The 18,117-nt window shown below is 66.0% G+C and carries 20 protein-coding genes; 9 read left to right on the top strand and 11 right to left on the bottom strand.

The features are described from left to right. The first annotated feature begins 208 nt into the window (after positions 1-208). The 4 genes from ACIA12_RS30950 to ACIA12_RS30935 all read left to right on the top strand — a co-directional run bounded on the left by ACIA12_RS30950 (position 209) and on the right by ACIA12_RS30935 (position 3,265). Complete coding sequence (locus ACIA12_RS30950) at positions 209-823, top strand: hypothetical protein (protein WP_396370715.1); 615 nt, start codon at positions 209-211, stop codon at positions 821-823. Positions 824-826: 3 nt separating this feature from the next. Further along, a complete protein-coding gene (locus ACIA12_RS30945; RefSeq protein ID WP_396370714.1) occupies positions 827-1,420 on the top strand; it encodes an SMI1/KNR4 family protein in 594 nt (197 codons plus the stop codon). A 991-nt stretch (positions 1,421-2,411) separates the two neighbouring features. Next, a complete protein-coding gene (locus tag ACIA12_RS30940) occupies positions 2,412-2,759 on the top strand; it encodes a hypothetical protein (RefSeq protein ID WP_396370713.1) in 348 nt (115 codons plus the stop codon). A gap of 245 nt (positions 2,760-3,004) precedes the next feature. Next, positions 3,005-3,265, top strand: a complete 261-nt coding sequence (locus ACIA12_RS30935) for a hypothetical protein (protein WP_396370712.1) — start codon at positions 3,005-3,007, stop codon at positions 3,263-3,265. 507 nt (positions 3,266-3,772) lie between these two features. On the opposite strand, the gene ACIA12_RS30930 is transcribed toward ACIA12_RS30935, so the two are convergent. Then, positions 3,773-5,776 carry a N,N-dimethylformamidase beta subunit family domain-containing protein gene (locus tag ACIA12_RS30930; protein ID WP_396370711.1) on the bottom strand — a complete coding sequence of 668 codons (2,004 nt, stop codon included), beginning with the start codon at positions 5,774-5,776 and terminating at the stop codon, positions 3,773-3,775. 36 nt (positions 5,777-5,812) lie between these two features. On the opposite strand from ACIA12_RS30930, the gene ACIA12_RS30925 reads away from it, so the two are divergent. The 4 genes from ACIA12_RS30925 (at position 5,813) to ACIA12_RS30910 (ending at position 11,312) form a co-directional block, all read left to right on the top strand. Continuing rightward, entirely contained in the window at positions 5,813-6,088 is a 276-nt protein-coding gene (locus ACIA12_RS30925; RefSeq protein WP_396370710.1) for a hypothetical protein, read from the top strand. A gap of 211 nt (positions 6,089-6,299) precedes the next feature. After that, positions 6,300-8,081, top strand: a complete 1,782-nt coding sequence (locus ACIA12_RS30920) for a chitinase (RefSeq protein WP_396370709.1) — start codon at positions 6,300-6,302, stop codon at positions 8,079-8,081. 55 nt (positions 8,082-8,136) lie between these two features. Further along, entirely contained in the window at positions 8,137-9,798 is a 1,662-nt protein-coding gene (locus tag ACIA12_RS30915; protein WP_396370708.1) for an FAD-dependent oxidoreductase, read from the top strand. Beyond that, positions 9,798-11,312 (top strand): ATP-binding protein, encoded by a 1,515-nt coding sequence (locus tag ACIA12_RS30910; RefSeq protein ID WP_396370707.1) that lies wholly within the window; start codon positions 9,798-9,800, stop codon positions 11,310-11,312. Before ACIA12_RS30915 ends, ACIA12_RS30910 begins: the two co-directional genes overlap by 1 nt. Here the strand turns inward: ACIA12_RS30910 and ACIA12_RS30905 are convergent. After that, on the bottom strand, positions 11,309-11,728 hold the full coding sequence (locus ACIA12_RS30905; protein ID WP_396370706.1) for a hypothetical protein: 420 nt from the start codon (positions 11,726-11,728) through the stop codon (positions 11,309-11,311). The two genes, ACIA12_RS30910 and ACIA12_RS30905, sit on opposite strands and share 4 nt — an antisense overlap. Before the next feature lie 129 nt (positions 11,729-11,857). Here ACIA12_RS30905 and ACIA12_RS30900 point away from each other — a divergent pair, with 129 nt between their 5' ends. Continuing rightward, positions 11,858-12,316 carry a hypothetical protein gene (locus ACIA12_RS30900; RefSeq protein ID WP_396370705.1) on the top strand — a complete coding sequence of 153 codons (459 nt, stop codon included), beginning with the start codon at positions 11,858-11,860 and terminating at the stop codon, positions 12,314-12,316. Between the two features lie 93 nt (positions 12,317-12,409). Here the strand turns inward: ACIA12_RS30900 and ACIA12_RS30895 are convergent, their stop codons facing one another. The 9 genes from ACIA12_RS30895 to ACIA12_RS30855 form a co-directional block, all read right to left on the bottom strand. Further along, positions 12,410-12,721, bottom strand: coding sequence for a hypothetical protein (locus ACIA12_RS30895; RefSeq protein ID WP_396370704.1), 312 nt, complete (start codon positions 12,719-12,721; stop codon positions 12,410-12,412). Positions 12,722-12,728: 7 nt separating this feature from the next. Further along, on the bottom strand, positions 12,729-13,040 hold the full coding sequence (locus ACIA12_RS30890; protein ID WP_396370703.1) for a hypothetical protein: 312 nt from the start codon (positions 13,038-13,040) through the stop codon (positions 12,729-12,731). Continuing rightward, positions 13,037-13,444 (bottom strand): hypothetical protein, encoded by a 408-nt coding sequence (locus ACIA12_RS30885; RefSeq protein ID WP_396370702.1) that lies wholly within the window; start codon positions 13,442-13,444, stop codon positions 13,037-13,039. The genes ACIA12_RS30890 and ACIA12_RS30885 overlap by 4 nt, the downstream gene beginning before the upstream one ends. A gap of 27 nt (positions 13,445-13,471) precedes the next feature. Continuing rightward, positions 13,472-13,708, bottom strand: coding sequence for a hypothetical protein (locus ACIA12_RS30880; RefSeq protein WP_396370701.1), 237 nt, complete (start codon positions 13,706-13,708; stop codon positions 13,472-13,474). Between the two features lie 67 nt (positions 13,709-13,775). Continuing rightward, positions 13,776-14,732, bottom strand: coding sequence for a sugar kinase (locus ACIA12_RS30875; RefSeq protein WP_396370700.1), 957 nt, complete (start codon positions 14,730-14,732; stop codon positions 13,776-13,778). Beyond that, the gene (locus tag ACIA12_RS30870) at positions 14,725-15,354 is read right to left on the bottom strand and encodes a bifunctional 4-hydroxy-2-oxoglutarate aldolase/2-dehydro-3-deoxy-phosphogluconate aldolase (RefSeq protein ID WP_396370699.1); all 630 of its coding nucleotides are present in this window, start codon (positions 15,352-15,354) and stop codon (positions 14,725-14,727) included. The genes ACIA12_RS30875 and ACIA12_RS30870 overlap by 8 nt, the downstream gene beginning before the upstream one ends. Before the next feature lie 5 nt (positions 15,355-15,359). Beyond that, the gene (locus ACIA12_RS30865; RefSeq protein ID WP_396370697.1) at positions 15,360-16,193 is read right to left on the bottom strand and encodes a hypothetical protein; all 834 of its coding nucleotides are present in this window, start codon (positions 16,191-16,193) and stop codon (positions 15,360-15,362) included. Next, entirely contained in the window at positions 16,187-17,332 is a 1,146-nt protein-coding gene (gene dgoD, locus ACIA12_RS30860; RefSeq protein ID WP_396370696.1) for a galactonate dehydratase, read from the bottom strand. The genes ACIA12_RS30865 and dgoD overlap by 7 nt, the downstream gene beginning before the upstream one ends. Further along, positions 17,329-18,054: a FadR/GntR family transcriptional regulator gene (locus tag ACIA12_RS30855; protein ID WP_396370695.1), complete on the bottom strand. Its 726-nt coding sequence runs from the start codon at positions 18,052-18,054 to the stop codon at positions 17,329-17,331. The genes dgoD and ACIA12_RS30855 overlap by 4 nt, the downstream gene beginning before the upstream one ends. Positions 18,055-18,117: the final 63 nt, after the last annotated feature.

Raw genomic sequence — 18,117 nt, 5'->3', positions numbered from 1 at the left:
GAACCCGCCCAGTTCTGGAGTGCCGATGCGCCGCGCCCGCTTGTTGCTGACGTCTGTCCTAGCTCTGTCACTACCCGTGTCCGCGGGCGTGCCCTCCGAAGCACTTGCAAGGCCGGTGACTGCGAAAGCGGCTACCTCAGAGCGGGTAGCCAGTGCTGCCCCGCTGGTTGCGCCAGCTCCTGCTCGGCTGGACAAGGCCTCGTCTTCGGTGGTCATACCCGGGGCCAAGCCGACCCGTGTCCGTGAGCTGGACTCGAAGCGGACTGCGTCGTCGAAGAGCTTCGTGATGTCGGACGGCACCACCCAGACGGTGCTGTCCACAGAGCCGGTGCACTACCGCGACGGCAAGGGCCACTGGCAAGACATCGACACCAAGGTCACCGGCGGTACGGGTGAGGACTCATTCCAGAACGACAAGAACAGCTTCCGCTCGAACTTCGGCAAATCGACCGACCGCCTGATCAGCTTCGAGGCGGATGGAGCGTCGATCAGCCTCGGCGCGGCAGGCGACAAGCGCAAGCTGGCGCCGACGGTCAAGGACTCGACGGTGGTCTTCCCGGACGTGTTCGGCACGGCCGACGTCCGGTACCGCGTGTCTCGAACCGGCGTGAAGGAAGACGTCGTACTGGCCGGCGCGGCAGACGCGGCCGCCGAGTACACCTTCGAGCTGCAGACCAGCGGCCTCACCGTCAAGGAGCAGGCCGACGGGTCGATCGGGTTCTTCAAGAAGAACGACGACAACCTTCCCAAATACGTCATCCCGGCGCCGAACATGTCGGACGCCTCAGCGCAGAACCTGGTGTGGGGGATCCCTTCAACGTGATGTTTGGACCGTGATCTCGTGATTGACGATATTCCAGCGGTTCTGTCCCAGATCGAGGCCGCCCTGAAGCGACTCAATCGGCAGGTCCTGCTCCGCGCCCTTCGGCCTGGCCTTCCGGCGGGTGATGTACGGGAGTCCCTTGGCTCGGTTGCTTTGGGAGCCAGTGCCGAATTGGAGGCGCTCTACGGCTGGCGGGACGGAACGGCAACCACCGCCATTGGCTCGGTGGACGACATCCATCTGTTCCCGGGTTTCTACCTGCTGTCCATCGAAGACTCGATCCTGAACTACCGGGCCTTCGTGAACGACCCGCGGTGGAAGCCTGGATGGCTGCCCGTCTTCACCAATGGCGGCGGCGACTTCTTCGTCGTTGACTTCCATACAGATACCGACGGCCCTGTGCGCCACTTCCGGATTGATGAGGCCGAGCACCCGATTGAGTTCTCGTCACTTGGGTCGATGCTGGCGACCCTTGCTGAGGCTTTCGAGCGAGGGATCTTCTTCGTGGACACGAACGGCTATCTCGAGATGGACGATCTCGTCTTCGGGTCGCTGGCCGCCGAATTGAACCAGCAGATCGAATGGTGGACCGACTAAAAGCGCAGCCAGCTGCCGTCAGTCCGCGTCGTTCAGGGCTGCTTGGATGCGGCGATTGGTGAGGAATCCGTCGAGGACCTGGAGGAGAGCGGTGCAGTCGGTGTCGGTGGACTTGGTCGAGGTCACTCAGCCGGATAGGGGCCTCGTTGGCCTGCTTGAACGGTAGCCGGGCGCGTCCTCGATGAGGAGGAAGTCGGTGGAACGTCGAAGGGTTTGGCGAATTTCACGATTGGCTTCGACGGAGGGCGTGATCTTGCCGTCCTCGCAAGCGACTGATCTGGCTGGCGTCGCCGTTGACCTTGTGGCCGCCGAGCTACCGAGGTATGGAGTTCCGAAGACATTTTTCGTGCCAGACCCGGCTCAGCACGGATACCCGACAAACCTGGACTACTTCAATGCTCAATGACCAGCTCAAATGCCGTATTTGCGGCCTTGTTCAGGATGAGCCGCCGTGGGGTGAGGATTCTTGTACTGCATCCTTCGATATATGCGATTGCTGCGGTGTGGAGTTTGGGTACGAAGACTCGACGCGTGAATCAGTGATCCGATATCGGAGATCTTGGTTGGGGGCTGGCGCGATATGGCATACCCGCCAGGCTCGGCCATCTCGCATGGAATGTCGTCCCGTCGGTGTGGAAGGTGTCGCGCATGACCTATCTGGTGTTTGCAGGCGACGAGAATTCGGACTGGGTCATCGACGAGGAATTCATTGTCCAGTCTGCCCTCAGAGACTGGCTGACCTGGAGGAGTTGAGGGTCACTTATCAAGGTCAGGTGGCTGGAGTTGAGTAGTCCAGAGGCGTCGGCCTGTTCGGCGCTCCTCAAATCGAATCAGTATTGCCGGACCCCGCTGCGCTATGCTGGACTCAGCATGGCTACCCGGAAAACTTGGATTACTTAAATGATCTATGAGCGGCACCCCGGCGGTGTCGATGTCGATGCCTTCAAGCAAATGTTCGACTACAACGACATCATCGACTTCGGATTCTGAAATGGCTGATTCGATCAGAGACTTTCTGCCAACGCTTCGACGTCAGTTAGGCATGTACGTTCCACGGGCGTCGTTCATTACAACTTGTGCCTTCCTCGCCGGCTATCGATGGGGAAGTGACGACGAAATGCTTGCCAACTTCCACCCGTGGCTGGTCGCTCGAGGCCGCGGGCGGTCAGAGCTGGGCTGGCCCTGGCTCGTGCTGTGTGAGATCTATCCGCAGGATCAGCTCCCAGAGCCGCTGCTGTTCAATGACGAACAGGACGCTGTAGCGGTCGATTTGCTCTTCAATCTGCTCGATGACTATTTCGCGGCCGAGGCTCTCGCGAATGACGCTGGAGAGCGGTGATCGTGTCGATCTCGCTCTTTGGCGTGAACTTGTCGGGCTTCTGTGTATGGGCGTTGTTGCGGACAACGCGGCACACCCGAGCTCACTAGGAGAGTGGCGAGCATCATCCGTATCAAGAAGCCGGTGACGTCACGGAAGAACCAGTCCCCACCGGCTAGGCGGTCTACATGAACGGCTCGGGCCAACCCGCTGACGGGCCAGACCATCGGGAACTCCGACCCGTTCGCTCACATCCCGTTGCCGCGATGAAGATCAACGAACTGCTGCTGTCAGATCCCGCTCACCGGTTGCACGCTTCGCTGCCGGAGATGGACCCGTTGACCGAGGAAGATGCGCTGCAAGAGGCGCAAGTGTTGGACGTTCGCTATGACGCACTGGCTGGCGTCGTAGGCATCATCTTCGAGCTTCGGCAAGCGCTGCAGCTTCAGGAGGCGAACACAGGCGTCCTGGTTGCGTGTGGCGTCCATACGCTGACTTGGGAGGGTCTTGCCCGGGCACGACGCTGACGGCGTGGTCTGTCGGCAGCTCTGTTCCTCGTGCGCGGAATCGTCTCTTCGAGTTGAGCCTGGTGCCGTGGCCCCATCCCGGTGCTCGTCTGGCATTGACCGCTGAGGAAGCCCATGTCGTAGGTGCCGGTCGCAAAGCGCGCCGGCATACATGTCCCTGGTGAGGAAGCGGTTGAGGCCTCGGTTGTAGCCGAGGCCGGCGTAGTACCCCAACCCATCCGGGATGCGTACCGATCTGGGACCAGCCCCGCTACATCTTCGTCGGCCTGGCCGTCTGGTACGCCAGCAGAAGTTCGACTCAGCTGGCAGAGGCCGGGCTCCGGATCCGGTAGCCGTAAGGGTAGGCAGTCGAGAGGTGTCTCCGGAGGACTCGAGTGTCCATGAGCCGGCGTATGAGGCTGTCGATGGCCGCCATCGACAGCCGCCCATGCTGCTGTCGATGGCGGCCGACCTGCCGCGGCCCCCGCCGCTGCGGGGCGGTGGCGCGGAGGATGGCTGACTGGGCGGTCAGGGTTGGGTGTTGGTTTGGAGGGTGTGCTTGGGTACGGCTACTCGGACCTGGGCGGCTGTGGTGTCGGATGGGACCTGGATGGTGCCCTGGGAGATCCATTCGGTGATGTTGGCGACGATTGTGGCGACCGCCTGTTGGGAGGGCTGGTCGGGGGTGGGGACTGTCCAGTTGGTGGGGCAGCGGCGGACCAGGAAGCAGCCGTAGGCGAAGGTTGAGCCGTTGAGGACTCGGGCGCCTGACGGGGCCGTGTAGGTGGTGATGTGCATTGGTGTGGTCTGGGCGCCTGAGCGGCAGTTGGCGGTAGCGCTGGCGAGGGTGGTGAGGCCGGGGTGCGTGTACAGGCCTGGCCAGACGTAGTCGACCTCGCCGGCGATGAAGCCGGGCAAGGTGGTGCCCGCCGGGACGCCGTCGAACATCCAGCTCGTTCCGGTGGTGAGGGTGTTGCCGAGCACGGGGCAGAAGTAGTCCGCGCCGAGCAGCGCCTGGGAGGAGTAGGCGTCGCCCTGGTATCGCCAGGTCGTCGAGGTGTAGCCGTCGGTGTAGCGGTCGATGTCCCAGGCCCGGCGGCTGTCGTCGGTGAAGGTGATCAGGCGGTACGCCGTGTTGGCACCGAGATTGGCCACGTTCACCTTCTTGGCGATCGCGTTGCTCACAGCAGCACGCATCCCGAGCGAGTAGTACTCGTCATGCCCCGGCAGGAAGATCGTCCCGGCCCGCGACGCCAGTTGGCCGCCGAACTCGTCGAGGTCGTTGTCGGTCCAGTAGGTGACGTCCAGCCCCTTGGACTCCGACCAGAACACCAGTCCCTGCTCTAGCGACAGGTACTGCCCGGAGCCTTGGCCCTCCTTGTAAGGGCGGTCGAACGTCAGCCGGCCCGAACCGGTCGCCAGGCTGGTGTAGAAGCTCACGCCGCCATAGCTGTTGTACGCCTGCCAGGTCGCCGTGGCCTGCTGGATCAGCAGGTCGTGCTTGGTACCAGTGTCGTCCCGGACGGTCAGTGGCGCGTACGACGCAGCCTGTCCGTCGCTGACCTTGATGAGGTACGTACCAGGCACCCAGTCCTTGTCCACCGGGATGCTCAGCGTCTTGGACCAGTGTGCGGCCGACGTCATCCGCAGGTCCTTGCCGTCGGCGGACGTACCACCGGTGACCGGCGCGTCCTGAACGACAGTCGGTACGTCCTCCTGGCGCCAGACCTCACGCGCGCCGAGGCCGGCGTAGTACCCCATCCGGTAGGCGGTGACGGTGACGGGGTTGCCGGACGTGACCTTGAGGTCGACCGTGTCGCCGCAGGTCGCTGAGACCTTCGTCAGGTACGCCGCCAGCGAACCGTTCATCGTGTCCGGGATGACCCAGTCGCCGGTACCTGTCTTCGCGTTCTCGGCAGTCGTGCTCGGCCAGGACGTGGGGCAGCCGGCCGGTACTGCCGCGAAACCGGCCGCCAGGACCTCGGGCATCGTCGCCGGCGGTGCGATGAGCGAGAGGCTCGTCGTGCCGGAACTCAGCACAGTGCCCGTTGACGTCGTGGTGGACATGGACAACGTCAGGACGCCGCCATACCTCGACAGCTGTACGCCGTTCACCGGGATCGACAGCCGCGCGCCCACCGCGACCGAGAGCGCGGCCTTGGGCTTCCAGGTCGCGTAGCCGCCCGAGACCGTCAGCGTCCCGTTGATGGTCGTCATCGTGCCGGTGGAGCCCGCGGGCAACTGCATGCGAACGGCGGCCAGCGTCCCGGCGCGGGTGACCGTGCTCTGGTACGCGAGATTTGTCAGCTGCGCGGGGATCGGGTTGGTGGCCTTGACCGCCACGGACGCCGTGTAGGTCTTGAGCGGTTGCAGCACGCCAGATCCGGTGGTCAGGACCTGCCCGGCTGTTCCGGTCGACTTGACGCCGAGCGTCCAGGGACCGCCCGCCGGAAGTTTCAGGCCGTAGAAGGGGAGGGTCAGGCGGGCGCCGGCGGCGACGGTGGTGGCTCGGGTCGGCTGCCAGCGCAACACCGTGCGCGACAGCGAACTGACCTTCCCGTTGACCGAGTGATCTGCCCGGTCGTCCCGGCCGGGATCGCGACGGTGATGTCCCGGATCGCGCCGGCCCGGAGGACGGTCGCCCGGTACGTCACTGTCGTCGTCCCGTTCGAGGCGGCGGTTGCCGTGATGGCGACGTCGGCGCCTGCCGCATCGGCCGACCGGACGACGAGCACGACAACGGTCGCCGCGACAGCAAGCGCGACCAATGAGGCAAGAAGCCTCCGGACCATGATTCCCCCACAGATCGGTGCAATGAATCCCCCGTGGGAGGTTACGGCGTGAACCGCCATTGCGGTGAAAATGTTGCAGACCAGTGATCGAATTGGCCTAGATCAGAACATTCAGTAGCCAGTCGACTGCGTCTGGTCGCCGCGGGCGCCCTGCTGACCGGAGGCGGGTTTCCCACAAGGGCGGTTTCCCGACAGCGCGATGCCTTGACGGTGAGTTTTGAAGGCTCTCTACTTAATGCACTCTCACCGCTGGAGGTTCGCCCATGCGTTCACGGTGCTCTGCTGCGTTGCTTGGCTTGCTGCTCGTCGTCGGTGGTCTCGTCGGCTTCGCCCCGACGGCGCAGGCGGCGAATCTGTTGAGCAATCCCGGGTTCGAGGCGGGGTCGTTGAGTGGATGGTCGTGCTCGAGTGGTTCGGTGATCAGCAGCCCGACGCACAGCGGTGGGTTTGCCCTCAACGGGGCGGTGTCGGGGTCTGACTTCGCGCAGTGCAGTCAGACGGTGGCTGTGCAGCCCAGTACGGCGTACACGCTGTCTGCTTGGGTGCGCGGGTCGTACGTCTACCTGGGCGTCACGGGCGGTGCCTCCACCTGGACACCGCAAGCGAGTGGGTACACGCAGCTGACGGTGGCGTTTACGAGTGGTGCGAGCCAGACGTCGGCGCAGATCTACCTGCATGGGTGGTACGGGCAGCCGGCGTACCAGGCGGATGACGTGAACCTCGATGGCCCTGGTGGCACTCCACCGACCGGTGGCGCTCCCGGAGTACCGGGGACTCCTTCTGTGACCGGTACTACGAGCAGCGCGATCTCCCTGAGCTGGGGAGCCGCCACCGGGACAGTGACCGGCTACCGCGTCTATGAGGGGGCTACCCCGGTCAAGACAGTCACCGGCACCTCTACCAGCGTTGACGGACTACCGGCGTGCACTAGCCACAGCTACACAGTGGCGGCGTACAACAGCAACGGTGAGTCGGCCAAAAGCGCAGCAGCCTCCGGTACTACGGCAGGCTGCACCAGTACCAGCCTGCCGAAGCACGCGCTGATCGGCTACCTGCATGCGAGCTTCGCCAACGGCTCCGGCTACGTCCGGATGGCCGACATCCCTTCGCAGTGGAACATCATCAACCTGTCCTTCGGTGAGCCGACCTCTGTCACGTCAGGCGACATCCGCTTCAACCGCTGCCCAGCCAGCGAGTGCGCGAACGTGGAGAGCGACGCGGACTTCCTCGCCGCGATCAAGGCCAAGCAGGCCCAAGGCAAGAAGGTGCTGCTGTCCATCGGCGGCCAGAACGGACAGGTGCAGCTCACCACGGCCGCTGCCCGCGACACCTTCGTCAACTCGGTCAGCGCGATCATCGACCGCTGGGGCCTGGATGGCCTCGACGTCGACTTCGAGGGCCACTCGCTCTACCTCAACCCCGGCGACACGGACTTCCGCAACCCGACCACGCCGGTGGTCGTCAACCTGATCAGCGCGCTCAAGACGCTCAAGGCGAAGTACGGGACGAAGTTCGTGCTGACGATGGCGCCCGAGACGTTCTTCGTGCAGATCGGCTACCAGTTCTACGGCGACGGCGGCAACGGTGGCGACAACCGCCGCGGCTCGTACCTGCCGGTGATCCACGCGCTGCGCGATTCGCTGACCGTGCTGCATGTGCAGGACTACAACTCCGGGCCCGTGATGGGGCTCGACAACCAGTACCACACGATGGGCGGCGCCGATTTCCACATCGCGATGACCGACATGATCAAGGCCGGCTTCCCGGTCGGCACCACCGGCCAGACCTTCCCAGGGCTGCGCGAGGACCAGATCGCCTTCGGCCTCCCGGCCGCCAGTAGTGCAGGCAACGGCTACACCGCCCCAGCAGCCGTTCACACCGCGCTCGACTGTCTCGTGAAAGGCCAGAACTGCGGCGGGTACAGCCTTCGTGGCGGATCCTCCCCGTCGTTCCGCGGCCTGATGACCTGGTCGATCAACTGGGACCGGTACTACAACTGGGAGTTCCAGAACGCGCACGCCCCGTACCTCGCCGCCCTCCCGTAGTAAGCCTGTGGATGAACAGCGCCCGGAATTGGCCGGGCGCTGGTATTACTGAGGCATGCCAACGTCAACAACCCGCCCGGTGATCCTGACCGTGGACGACGACCCGGGGGTCTCCCGGTCGATCGCCCGCGACCTGCGCCGCCGGTACGCCGAGGAGAACCGGATCGTCCGGGCGGAGTCGCCGGACCAGGCCCTTGACGCGCTCAAGGAGCTCAAGCTGCGGGGCGAGCCGGTCGCGCTGCTGCTCGCGGACTACCGCATGCCCGGGATGTCCGGTATCGACTTCCTGGAAGCGGCGATGGACCTGTTCCCGCTCGCTCGCCGGGTCCTGCTGACCGCGTACGCCGACACCGACGCCGCCATCCAGGCGATCAACGTGGTCGACCTCGACCACTACCTGCTCAAGCCGTGGAATCCGCCGGAGGAGAAGCTCTACCCGGTCGTCGACTCGATGCTCGACCTGTGGAAGTCCACCCCGGAGGCGCCCAGCGACGAGACCCGGGTGATCGGCCACCGCTGGTCGGCCCCGTCCTTCGCCGCGCGGGACTTCCTCGCCCGCAACGCCGTGCCGTACCGCTGGATGGGTGTGGACGACGAGGAGAGTCAACGGCTGCTCGCGGCCGCCGAGATCGACGGTACGACGCTGCCGGTCATCATCACCCCGGACGGCACGGTCATGGTCGCGCCGTCGGAGGCCGACCTGGCCGACAAGGTCGGGCTGTCCACCCACCCGGCCGAGGAGTTCTACGACCTCGTGGTGGTCGGTGGTGGGCCGGCAGGGCTCGGTGCTGCCGTGTATGGCGCTAGTGAGGGCCTGAGGACAGTACTGGTCGAGCAGGTGGCGACTGGTGGGCAAGCGGGTCAGTCGAGCCGGATCGAGAACTACCTGGGCTTTCCTGACGGGGTGTCAGGGGCACAGTTGACCGACCGGGCCCGGCGACAGGCGATCCGCTTCGGCGCCGAGCTGCTGACTGCCCGCGAGGTGGTCAAGCTGGAGTCGAACGGGTCGGCCCGGCGGCTGCAGTTCTCCGACGGCAGCGAAATCGCCGCGCACTCGGTGATCCTGGCGACCGGCGTCTCGTACCGGACGCTCCAAGCGCCCGGTGTGGACGACCTCAGCGGCCGCGGGATCTACTACGGCTCCGCGACCACGGAGGGCCCGGCCTGCGCCGGCCAGGACGTCTACATCATCGGCGGGGCGAACTCCGCCGGTCAGGCCGCGGTCTATTTCTCCCGGCATGCCAAACGCGTGCATATGCTGGTAAGAGGTCCCTCACTCGAGGCGACCATGTCGTCGTACCTGATCGATCAGATCGGCGGCATCGACAACATCGAGGTGCACACCTGTACGCAGGTGGTGTCCTGCAAGGGTTCGGATCACTTGGAGTGCGTGACGCTCACCAACAGCGCGACCGGGGAGAGCTGGGAGGTGGACACGGAATGGATGTTCGTGTTCATCGGCGCGGCGCCGCGGACCGACTGGCTGCCGGGTGACCTGTTGCGTGACGAGAGAGGGTTCGTACTGACCGGACCGGACCTGCGCGGGCGGCCGCCGGGCTGGGCGCTGGACCGGGACCCGTACCACCTGGAGACGAGCATGCCGGGCGTCTTCGCGGCGGGCGACGTCCGGGCCGAGTCGGTCAAGCGGGTCGCCTCGGCAGTCGGTGACGGCGCGATGGCCGTCACCTTGGTGCACCGATACCTGGAGATGCTCTGATGACCGAGTCTGTTTCTGACACCGCTGCCGGGTCTGTTGCCGACGCCGCGTCCGAGGCCGGTTCGGGGACCGGCGAGCCGCGCCAGATCACCCGCGACGAGCTGCGCACGCTGTTCCTGTTCGAGTCGCTGACCGACGAGCAGCTCGACTGGCTGGTCCGGGCCGGGCACGTCGAGTCGGTCGAGGAGGGCCGTGTCTTCGCCGAGGGCGACGAGGCGACCTGCTGCTACGTGCTGATGTCCGGCGGGCTGCGGATGTGCAAGCTGCTCCAGGGCGAAGAGGTGGAGATCAACCGGTCCACCCAGCGCGGTGTCTACGCGGGTGCGTTCAACGCCTTCTTCGGCGCCGACGACCGCAAGGGCTACACCGCGTCGATGTACGTGCTGGAGCCGTCGGAGTTCTTCGTCGTCGACGCGGCCGCGATGGCCGAGATGATGAACACCTGGTTCCCGATGGCGGTGCACCTGATCGAGGGCTTCGTGATGGGCATGCAGCGGACCAACGAGACGATGGGCCAGCGCGAGCGGCTGCTTGCCCTGGGCTCCTTGTCGGCCGGCCTCACGCACGAGCTCAACAACCCCGCGGCAGCAGCGGTCCGGGCTGCGGCGACGTTGCGGCAGCGGGTCGCCGGGATGCGGTCCAAGCTCGCGATGCTTGCCGACGGCACCCTTGACACGACCAAGCTGCACAAGATCGTCGCGATCCAGGAGGACGCCGTCGAGCGGGTGGCGAAGGCGCGCGAGCTGTCGCCGATGGAGTTGTCCGACGCCGAGGACACGCTGTCGGACTGGCTCGACGACCACGACGTACGCAACAGCTGGGATGTCGCGCCGGTGCTGGCCGCGGTCGGCCTGGACGTGCCCTGGATGGAGGGGGTGCTGGCGGCCGTCGGCCCGGAGTACCTGGAAGGTGCTGTTCGCTGGCTGATGTACACGATCGACACCGAGTCGCTGATGAACGAGATCGACGACTCGGTCACCCGCATCTCGACGCTGGTCGGGGCCGCCAAGCAGTACTCGCAGATCGACCGGGCGCCGTACCAGGTGGTCGATCTGCGCGAGCTGCTGAAGTCGACGATGGTGATGATGTCGGGCAAGTTCGAGGGCCTGACCGTGGTGAAGGATCTCGATCCGGACCTGCCGCCGATCCCGGCGTACGCCGCCGAGCTGAACCAGGTCTGGACCAACATCATCGACAACGCCGTCTCCGCGATGAACGGCTCCGGCACGCTGACGATCCGGACCAAGCGCGACGGCGCCTACGCCGTGGTGATGATCGGCGACACCGGTCCGGGCATCCCGAACGAGATCAAGAACCGGATCTTCGAGCCGTTCTTCACCACCAAGCCGATCGGCGAGGGCACGGGCCTCGGCCTGGACATCTCCTGGCGAATCGTGGTCAAGAAGCACCACGGCGATCTACGAGTCGACTCCAAGCCCGGCGAGACCTGGTTCAAGATCGTGCTCCCGATCAACCCCGAGGCCGAGATCCAAGCCCAGGCCGACCTGATCTAACGGTCGCCTTGTTTTTCGGTGAAGGCGAGGAGGTCTTCGTAGCTCTGGTCGCTCGGCCGGTAGAACTCGTCGGCGTCGCGCCTCTGGCCCATCGGGCTCTCACCGAGCAGCCGCGACACGGTCAGGGCCGCCGAGAGCGGGCGGTGGTTGACGACGATTTGGTCGACCTGGCCGGCGTCGTTGACGTGCACGATCCCGGTACCACGGACCGGCCGCCCGTCGACGGTCGCCGTGTACTCCGTCACCCGCCGCCCCTCCGCCTCGAACTCGTAGACCGGCGTGTAGCCCACGTAGAGCCCGACGACAGTCCTGATCTGCTCAGTGACCGCGTCGGCGCCTTGCAGCCGGCCGTTCATCACGACGCCCTCAAGAACGACATCCGGCGCCAAAATCTTCAGAAACCACGGATCAGCCATGGTGCTCGCCTCTTTCCAGTACTTCGATGACTATCGAACGAAAGAAGCGTAGCACTAACGGCTCTATCCAATGTCAGAAGCTGCAATCGGACCGGAGCGAGTGGCCGGCTGCTCTACTCTCGAACTCCCATGAAGCCGTCAATCGCCGCCCGCTCGGCTGTCGCAGCGACGATCCTCTGCACTGTCTCGGGGTGCTTCCTCCCCGCCCACCCCGAAGGAGTGAGCATCGGGCTGAGGGTCGACGACGGGGTGGTGACCTTGTACATCCCGTTGTGCGCCGGGCAGAAGATTGCCTGGGCGTATCTCGACGACCCGCTGGGCGACGGCAAGCAGCTCTGGCGCGGGGACGGACCGACTGATCCTGCGGCGAAGGTGGTCCGCCTTGGGGGATCTGGCTGGAAGAGCCAGACCGGTTCCTACCGCTACGACGGCCACGAGATCGGCGTCGGTGTCGAACTCGCCGACGTGGACTTCGGCTATGGGGCCGGGGTCACGCGCAAACTGCGCTCGGATCTCCCGAAGGGCACCTACGAGAGCAACGGCAAGCAGATGACCCCCGCACAACTCGACGCCCAGGATCACTGCTGACGTCGTACCGGGTCGAAGACATGGTCGGAGATCCAGCGCCGCAACCAGTCCCGACGGCCACCTCTGCCGACGAGGCGGACCTTCGCCCGCAGGTCAGTAGCTAAGCCCGGCGACGGCTGCGAACACGTCGGCGGGGGTTAACGGCCGTGGGTCGGATCGCCACTTCATCAGGGCGTCGGCCTGGGTGGTTTCGTCGGCTTGGCCGATGCCTTCGGCGATCAGGGCCCTGGCGCGGGGGATGTCGATCGCTTCGTACTGGAACCGGTTGTCGATGTAGAAGTCGTTGCGCAGGGCATTGTTGTCGTGGAAGTAGCCGGTGTTCTGCACGTAGCCGTACATGTTTTCGTGCGCCAGCGCCGCAACCCACAGCCGCCGCCCGTCCTTGCTGACGAGGTAGAGCTTCATCTGCTGGTCATGGAGTGAGGCCGGCGACGGCCGCGAACACGTCGTTCGGGGGGAGTGGGCGGGGATCAGCTCGCCACTTTGCCAGAGCGTCGGCTCTCGTCGTCTCGTCGAGCAGGCCGACTCCGGCGGCGATCAAGGCCTTTGCGCGGATGACGTCGATCTCTTCGTAGTCGTAGTCGAAGTCCATGTAGAAGTCGTTGCGCAGGGCGTTGTTGTCGTGGAAGAACCCCGTGTTGGCCACATAGCTGTACATGTGCTCGTTCGCCAACGCGGCAACCCAAACCTCGCGCTGCCCGTCCTTGACCAGATACAGCTTCATCTACCCGTCCCGTCGATCTGGCGCCCTGTGGCCTGCTGTCGTTGACTATGTCGATCGATTGTCGTGCTGCTGGGATGCCCTTCGAATGGCGCACGCCGGTTACGAGAATCACTGTAGTTGTTGACCTCGACGGGAACGCCGCCAAGTGTTCGCAGGTCGTCGAGACCGGGTGGTGTGGCGAGCGTGTCGGAGAGTTCGACGCAGAGGGCCCGAGCGGCAGCGCGCTCGGAGTGGATGGCGGATTGCACTGCCCACCCGCTGGCCTGCAGCTTGTCCACCGTGGATCTCGCGGCGGCGGCCAGGTCTCCCGGAGTGGGGCAGAGAACGGTAAACCGCAGTACGTCGCTCGGCTCGCCTTCTGCGTCCCGCTCCAGTCGGTTCTGGAACTGTTTGGCCAGGGACATCGGTGACTTCACCCGGGAGTCGAGGTTCTAGGCGGTGGCGTCGTCCGGTACGGCGGCCAGAAAGTCCCGGGTCGTCAGTTGTTCGGTTCGGAGCCTTCGTTGCAAGGTGGTCAGGCTGAGGCGTGCGGCGTCCGATCCGTACTCGGCAGCGAGCTGGGCGGCGGTCGGCAACTCGTCACCCCAGTTCACCGCGTGGTGTTCCGCGTATGCCGCGTGCAGGTCGGTCGGCTCTGGTAGCCGGTCGGACTTGCCAGTCGCGCTCATTCGTCAACGGTAAGTAGTACTGGGCGGGCTGTGGGGTGGTTTGTCGGGGTTGTGGATAAGTCCCTGGCTAGCGGAGGGCTGTGCCGTGGGATTGGGTTATCAGGGGGAGGTCGTGGCGGGTGGGGAGGGATTCCCAGTCGCCGTGGGTGCCTACGCAGAAGGCGCCGGAGGTGGTGGCTCGGGACAGGCGGGCGTCTGTTGGCAAGTTGTCGAGGGTGGCGGAGAGGTAGCCGGAGACGAAGGCGTCGCCGGCGCCGATGGAGTCGACGACTGTGACTGGCAGGGCTGGGTGGTGGATGGTGCCGGAGGAGGTGTGGGTCCAGGCGCCTTTGGAGCCAGCGGTGGTTACTACTTCGGTGATGCCGGTGGAGAGTAGGGCGGCGGTGGGGTCGGGGGCGTCGGTGAGGATGTCCAGTTCGTCGTCGGAGGCGAAGATGGTGGTTACGTGGGGGAGTAGGGCGCGTAGGGCGGTGGCGGCTTCGGGGCGGGACCAGAGGCGGGCTCGGTAATTCACGTCCAGGGAGACCTGGATGCCAGCAGCAGAAGCAGTTTGTACTGCGGCCAGGGTCGCCTCGCGAGCTGTCTCGGACAGGGCCGGGGTGATGCCGGTGACGTGCAGGATGCGTGGGGTGGAGCTCCCCGGCGTGCCGGTTGAAGCGGTGAGGGCCGCGACGCATTCGGCCGAGGTGAGGGTGGAGCCGGCTGAGCCGCGGCGGTGGTAGCTGACTCGGGTGATGTCGTGGGCCGGCTGGTCGAAGGCGATGAAGCCGGTGAAGGAGTCGTCGGTGAAGCGTAGGTGGCGAGTGTCGACGTTCTCGGCGCGGAGGGTGCGCTGGATCAGGCGGCCCGGCTCGTCGTTGCCTACGGCACCCAACCAGGCGACGTCGTGGCCGAGCCTGGCCAGCCCGATCGCCACGTTGCTCTCGGACCCGGCGATCGACAGGTGCACCTCGCCGCCCAGGCGGAGGGCCCTGGACGAGCGCAGGGAGACCATTGCCTCGCCGATGGTCAGTACGTCAGGCATCGGTACTCCGCACAGCGGCGAGGAAGGTGGCGGCGCGGTCGGCCAGATCGGCTAGGGAGCCACCGGTACCTGCGTCGCCGAGTAGAGGGGAGCCCAGGCCTACCGCTAGGGCGCCGGCCGCGAGGTACTGCGGGGTGGTGGTTGCGTCGACGCCGCCGACTGCGATGAGAGGGGCGTCGGGGAGGGGTGCTCGGAGCTCGCGGAAGTAACCCGGTCCGTGGAGTTTGGCGGGGAAGACCTTCACGGCAAGAGCGCCCAGGTCGAGGGCGGTGACGATCTCGGTGGGGGTGAGGGCGCCGCACAGCAGTGGCAGGTTCAGCGCGACGCTGCGGTGGGCGCCTTGGGTGATGGCTGGGGTGACGACGAAGCCGGCTCCGGCCGCGGCGACCTCGTCGGCCTGGTCGGAGGTGATCACGGTGCCGGCGCCGATCAGGACCGAGGGGTCGAACTCGGAGCGCGCCTTGGCGATCGCCTCGGCGCCGCCGGGGGTGGTGAGCGAGACCTCGAGGATGGTGATTCCGGCCGTCACCAGCGTGCGGATGCACTCGAGCGCCCGGTCGGGACCGTCGGCCCGGATGATCGCCAGCACCTTGCGCTGGGTGAGTTCTGCAAGCAGGTCCACGTGTCTCACTCCTTCGAAGGAACGCTCGCCGCGGAGACGACGAGCCGCCAGGACAACTGCCCTGACTCCGGTACTACGGCCGCGTCACCCGGCCCGGCTTCGGCCAACCCGAAAACCCTGCCCAGCATCGGCTCCACCCCCAGGCTCCGGTACGGCGCCTCCGCCGGATACCCACCCAGATTCCGCCACACTGCCGTCGATACTGGCTGCTCAGGGCAACTCAGGCTGAAGGTCAACGCGGTCGAGCCGTCGACAACCGAAGCCGTCGGGCAGTCGACCAGCACGGCGCCGACCGCAGTACCGTCGGTCGGTGCGTAGGTGGCGAGGTCGAGATCGGCCCAACTGCTGCTCTCCACCCAATCCGAACCATCCTGTGGATAAAGGCGGCAGACGGTGTCGGGCGGGACATCGAGCTTGGCGCCGACGGCGCAGTCGAGGAGGGCGTGGGCTGCCCAGATGAAGCGATAGCCCGCGGGGGCGATCAGGCGATAGTCGACCCAGATGGCGCCGGTTTCGTCCAGCTCCACAGGTGGTTCGCCGCCGTTGAAGCGGCGGAGGAGGACTGCTTCGCCGTACTGGACCGCGTCCCAGTCCTCGTCCTCATCCAATGAGCCCCAGAGTTGGTTCCAGAGGCCGCCGTGGTCGGGGGTGCCGCGGACGGTGGGAAAGCACTCGTCGAGGCCGCCGACGTCGACGTACGTCGTCAGGTCTGAGCGTGGACCCGAGATCAGGCCGGGGCCGGACCAGAGCCACTCGCGTCCACCGAGGACGAGCGACGTCCAGCGGCCGCCGTCGTCCAGGTCGACCACGACCTCGTTGGTGGGAAGATCCGTCACCATTCCGCGAATGATCCGTCCTCTTGGGTCCAGATCGGGTTCCGCCAGGCGTGACCCTTTTTGTCGGCGGCGCGGACCGCGTCCTCGTCGACCGTGATTCCCAAGCCAGGCAGGGGATTCCACTCCGCGTGACCGTCCACCCACGTGAACGGCGTCGGGTCGGTCACGTACGACGTCAGGTCGCTGTCGAGGTTGTAGTGGATCCCGCGACTCTGCTCCTGGATCAAGAAGTTCGGCGTCGCAAAGGACACCTGCAACGAAGCAGCCAACGAGATCGGCCCCAGCGGACAGTGCGGCGCCAGCAAAGCACCGTGCGCCTCAGCCAGTACTGCGATCCGCCGCAACTCCGAGATCCCACCGGCATGCGAAACGTCGGGCTGGACCACCGCCACCCCCGCCTCCAGCGCAGGCATGAACTCCGACCGACCGTACAGCCGCTCGCCCAAAGCCACCGGCACGGTAGACGCCTCGACCACCGACGCCAAGTGGTGCAGGTGCTCCGGCAGCACCGGCTCCTCCACAAACAAAGGATGCAAGGGCTCAACCGCATGCAGGATCCGCCGTGCCCCAGCAACCCCAACCCGACCATGCAGATCGATCGCCACATCCCGCGAGTCACCCAGCACCGATCGAGCCGCCTCGAGCCGCGCGACAATCGACCGCACCTCGGCCAACGAGGGCGACGGCTGGATCCGCCCGCTGGCGTTCATCTTCACCGCGGTCATCCCGGCCTCGACCTGCGCCGCCACCTGATCCGCGATCTCGGCCGGCTCATCCCCGCCGACCCAGGCATAAACCCGAGCCCGATCCCGCACCCGCCCGCCAAGCAGCGAGGCAACCGGCGCCCCATAAACCTTGCCGGCGATGTCCCACAACGCATGATCGATGCCGGCCAGCGCGCTGCTCAGCACCGGTCCGCCGCGATAGAACCCGCCCTTGGCCAAGATCTGCCAATGCCGCTCGATCTGCAACGGATCCTGGCCGATCAGGTACTCCGACAACACCTCGATCGCCGTCCGCACCACCTCGGCGCGCCCTTCGACGACCGGCTCGCCCCATCCGACGACACCGTCGCTGGTCTCGATCCGGCAGAACAGCCAGCGCGGCGCGACGAGGAAGGTCTCGATCCGCTCGATCTTCACTTGCGGCCCCGACCGGTCGACTTGCGTACGGCGGACAGGTCCTCGGCAGCCTTCGCCAGCAACTCGCGCATCGCCAGCTCGGCGCCCTCGGGGTCGTGCGCCCGGACCGCGTCGACCACGCGCGCGTGGCTCGGTACGGGATCGTCGGACGACTTGACCTTGTGCACCAGCCGATCGCGGCCGGCCAGACCGGTCTCGATGACGACCTCCATCTTGGTGAGCAACTCGTTGCCGGTGGCAGCGAGCAAAGCCTTGTGGAACGCGACATCCGCCTCGGCGGCGTCGAGATCGTTGGTTGCCGACGACATCGCCGCCAGCGCCTTGTCGAGCAGGTCGATCTGCGCGTCGGAGGCGCGTACCGCAGCCAGCCGGGCGGCCGCCGGTTCGACGATGCCGCGTACTTCGTGCAGTTCCTCGAGCAGCTCGGGCCGGACGTCTTCGTCGTCGAAGTGCCAGCGGATCATGTCCGCGTCGAGCAGGTTCCAGTCCGAACGCGGGCGGACGAAGGTGCCGCGCTTCTGCCGCGCGTCGACCAGGCCTTTGGCGGTCAGCACCTTGAGTGCCTCGCGGACCGCGGTCAGGCTGACGCCGAGGTCGGCCTGCAGATCGGGCACGTTGATCGTCGACCCCTCGGGGATCTGTCCCGACAGGATGCGCTGCGCCATCACCTCCACGATCTGCCCGTGCAGTCCTCGCGAAACCCCGCGCTGAATCCCCGTCACGCCGCTCTCCCCACTCCGCTGCTCGCGCCCATCGCGCCGGACCTCACTGCCATCCCGGTTCCC

This window comes from Kribbella sp. NPDC051620 (assembly GCF_044453825.1).
In the GTDB taxonomy this organism is placed as follows: domain Bacteria; phylum Actinomycetota; class Actinomycetes; order Propionibacteriales; family Kribbellaceae; genus Kribbella.
Note: the sequence above shows the minus strand (reverse complement) of the source record. Positions and strands in the feature narration are given on the sequence as shown.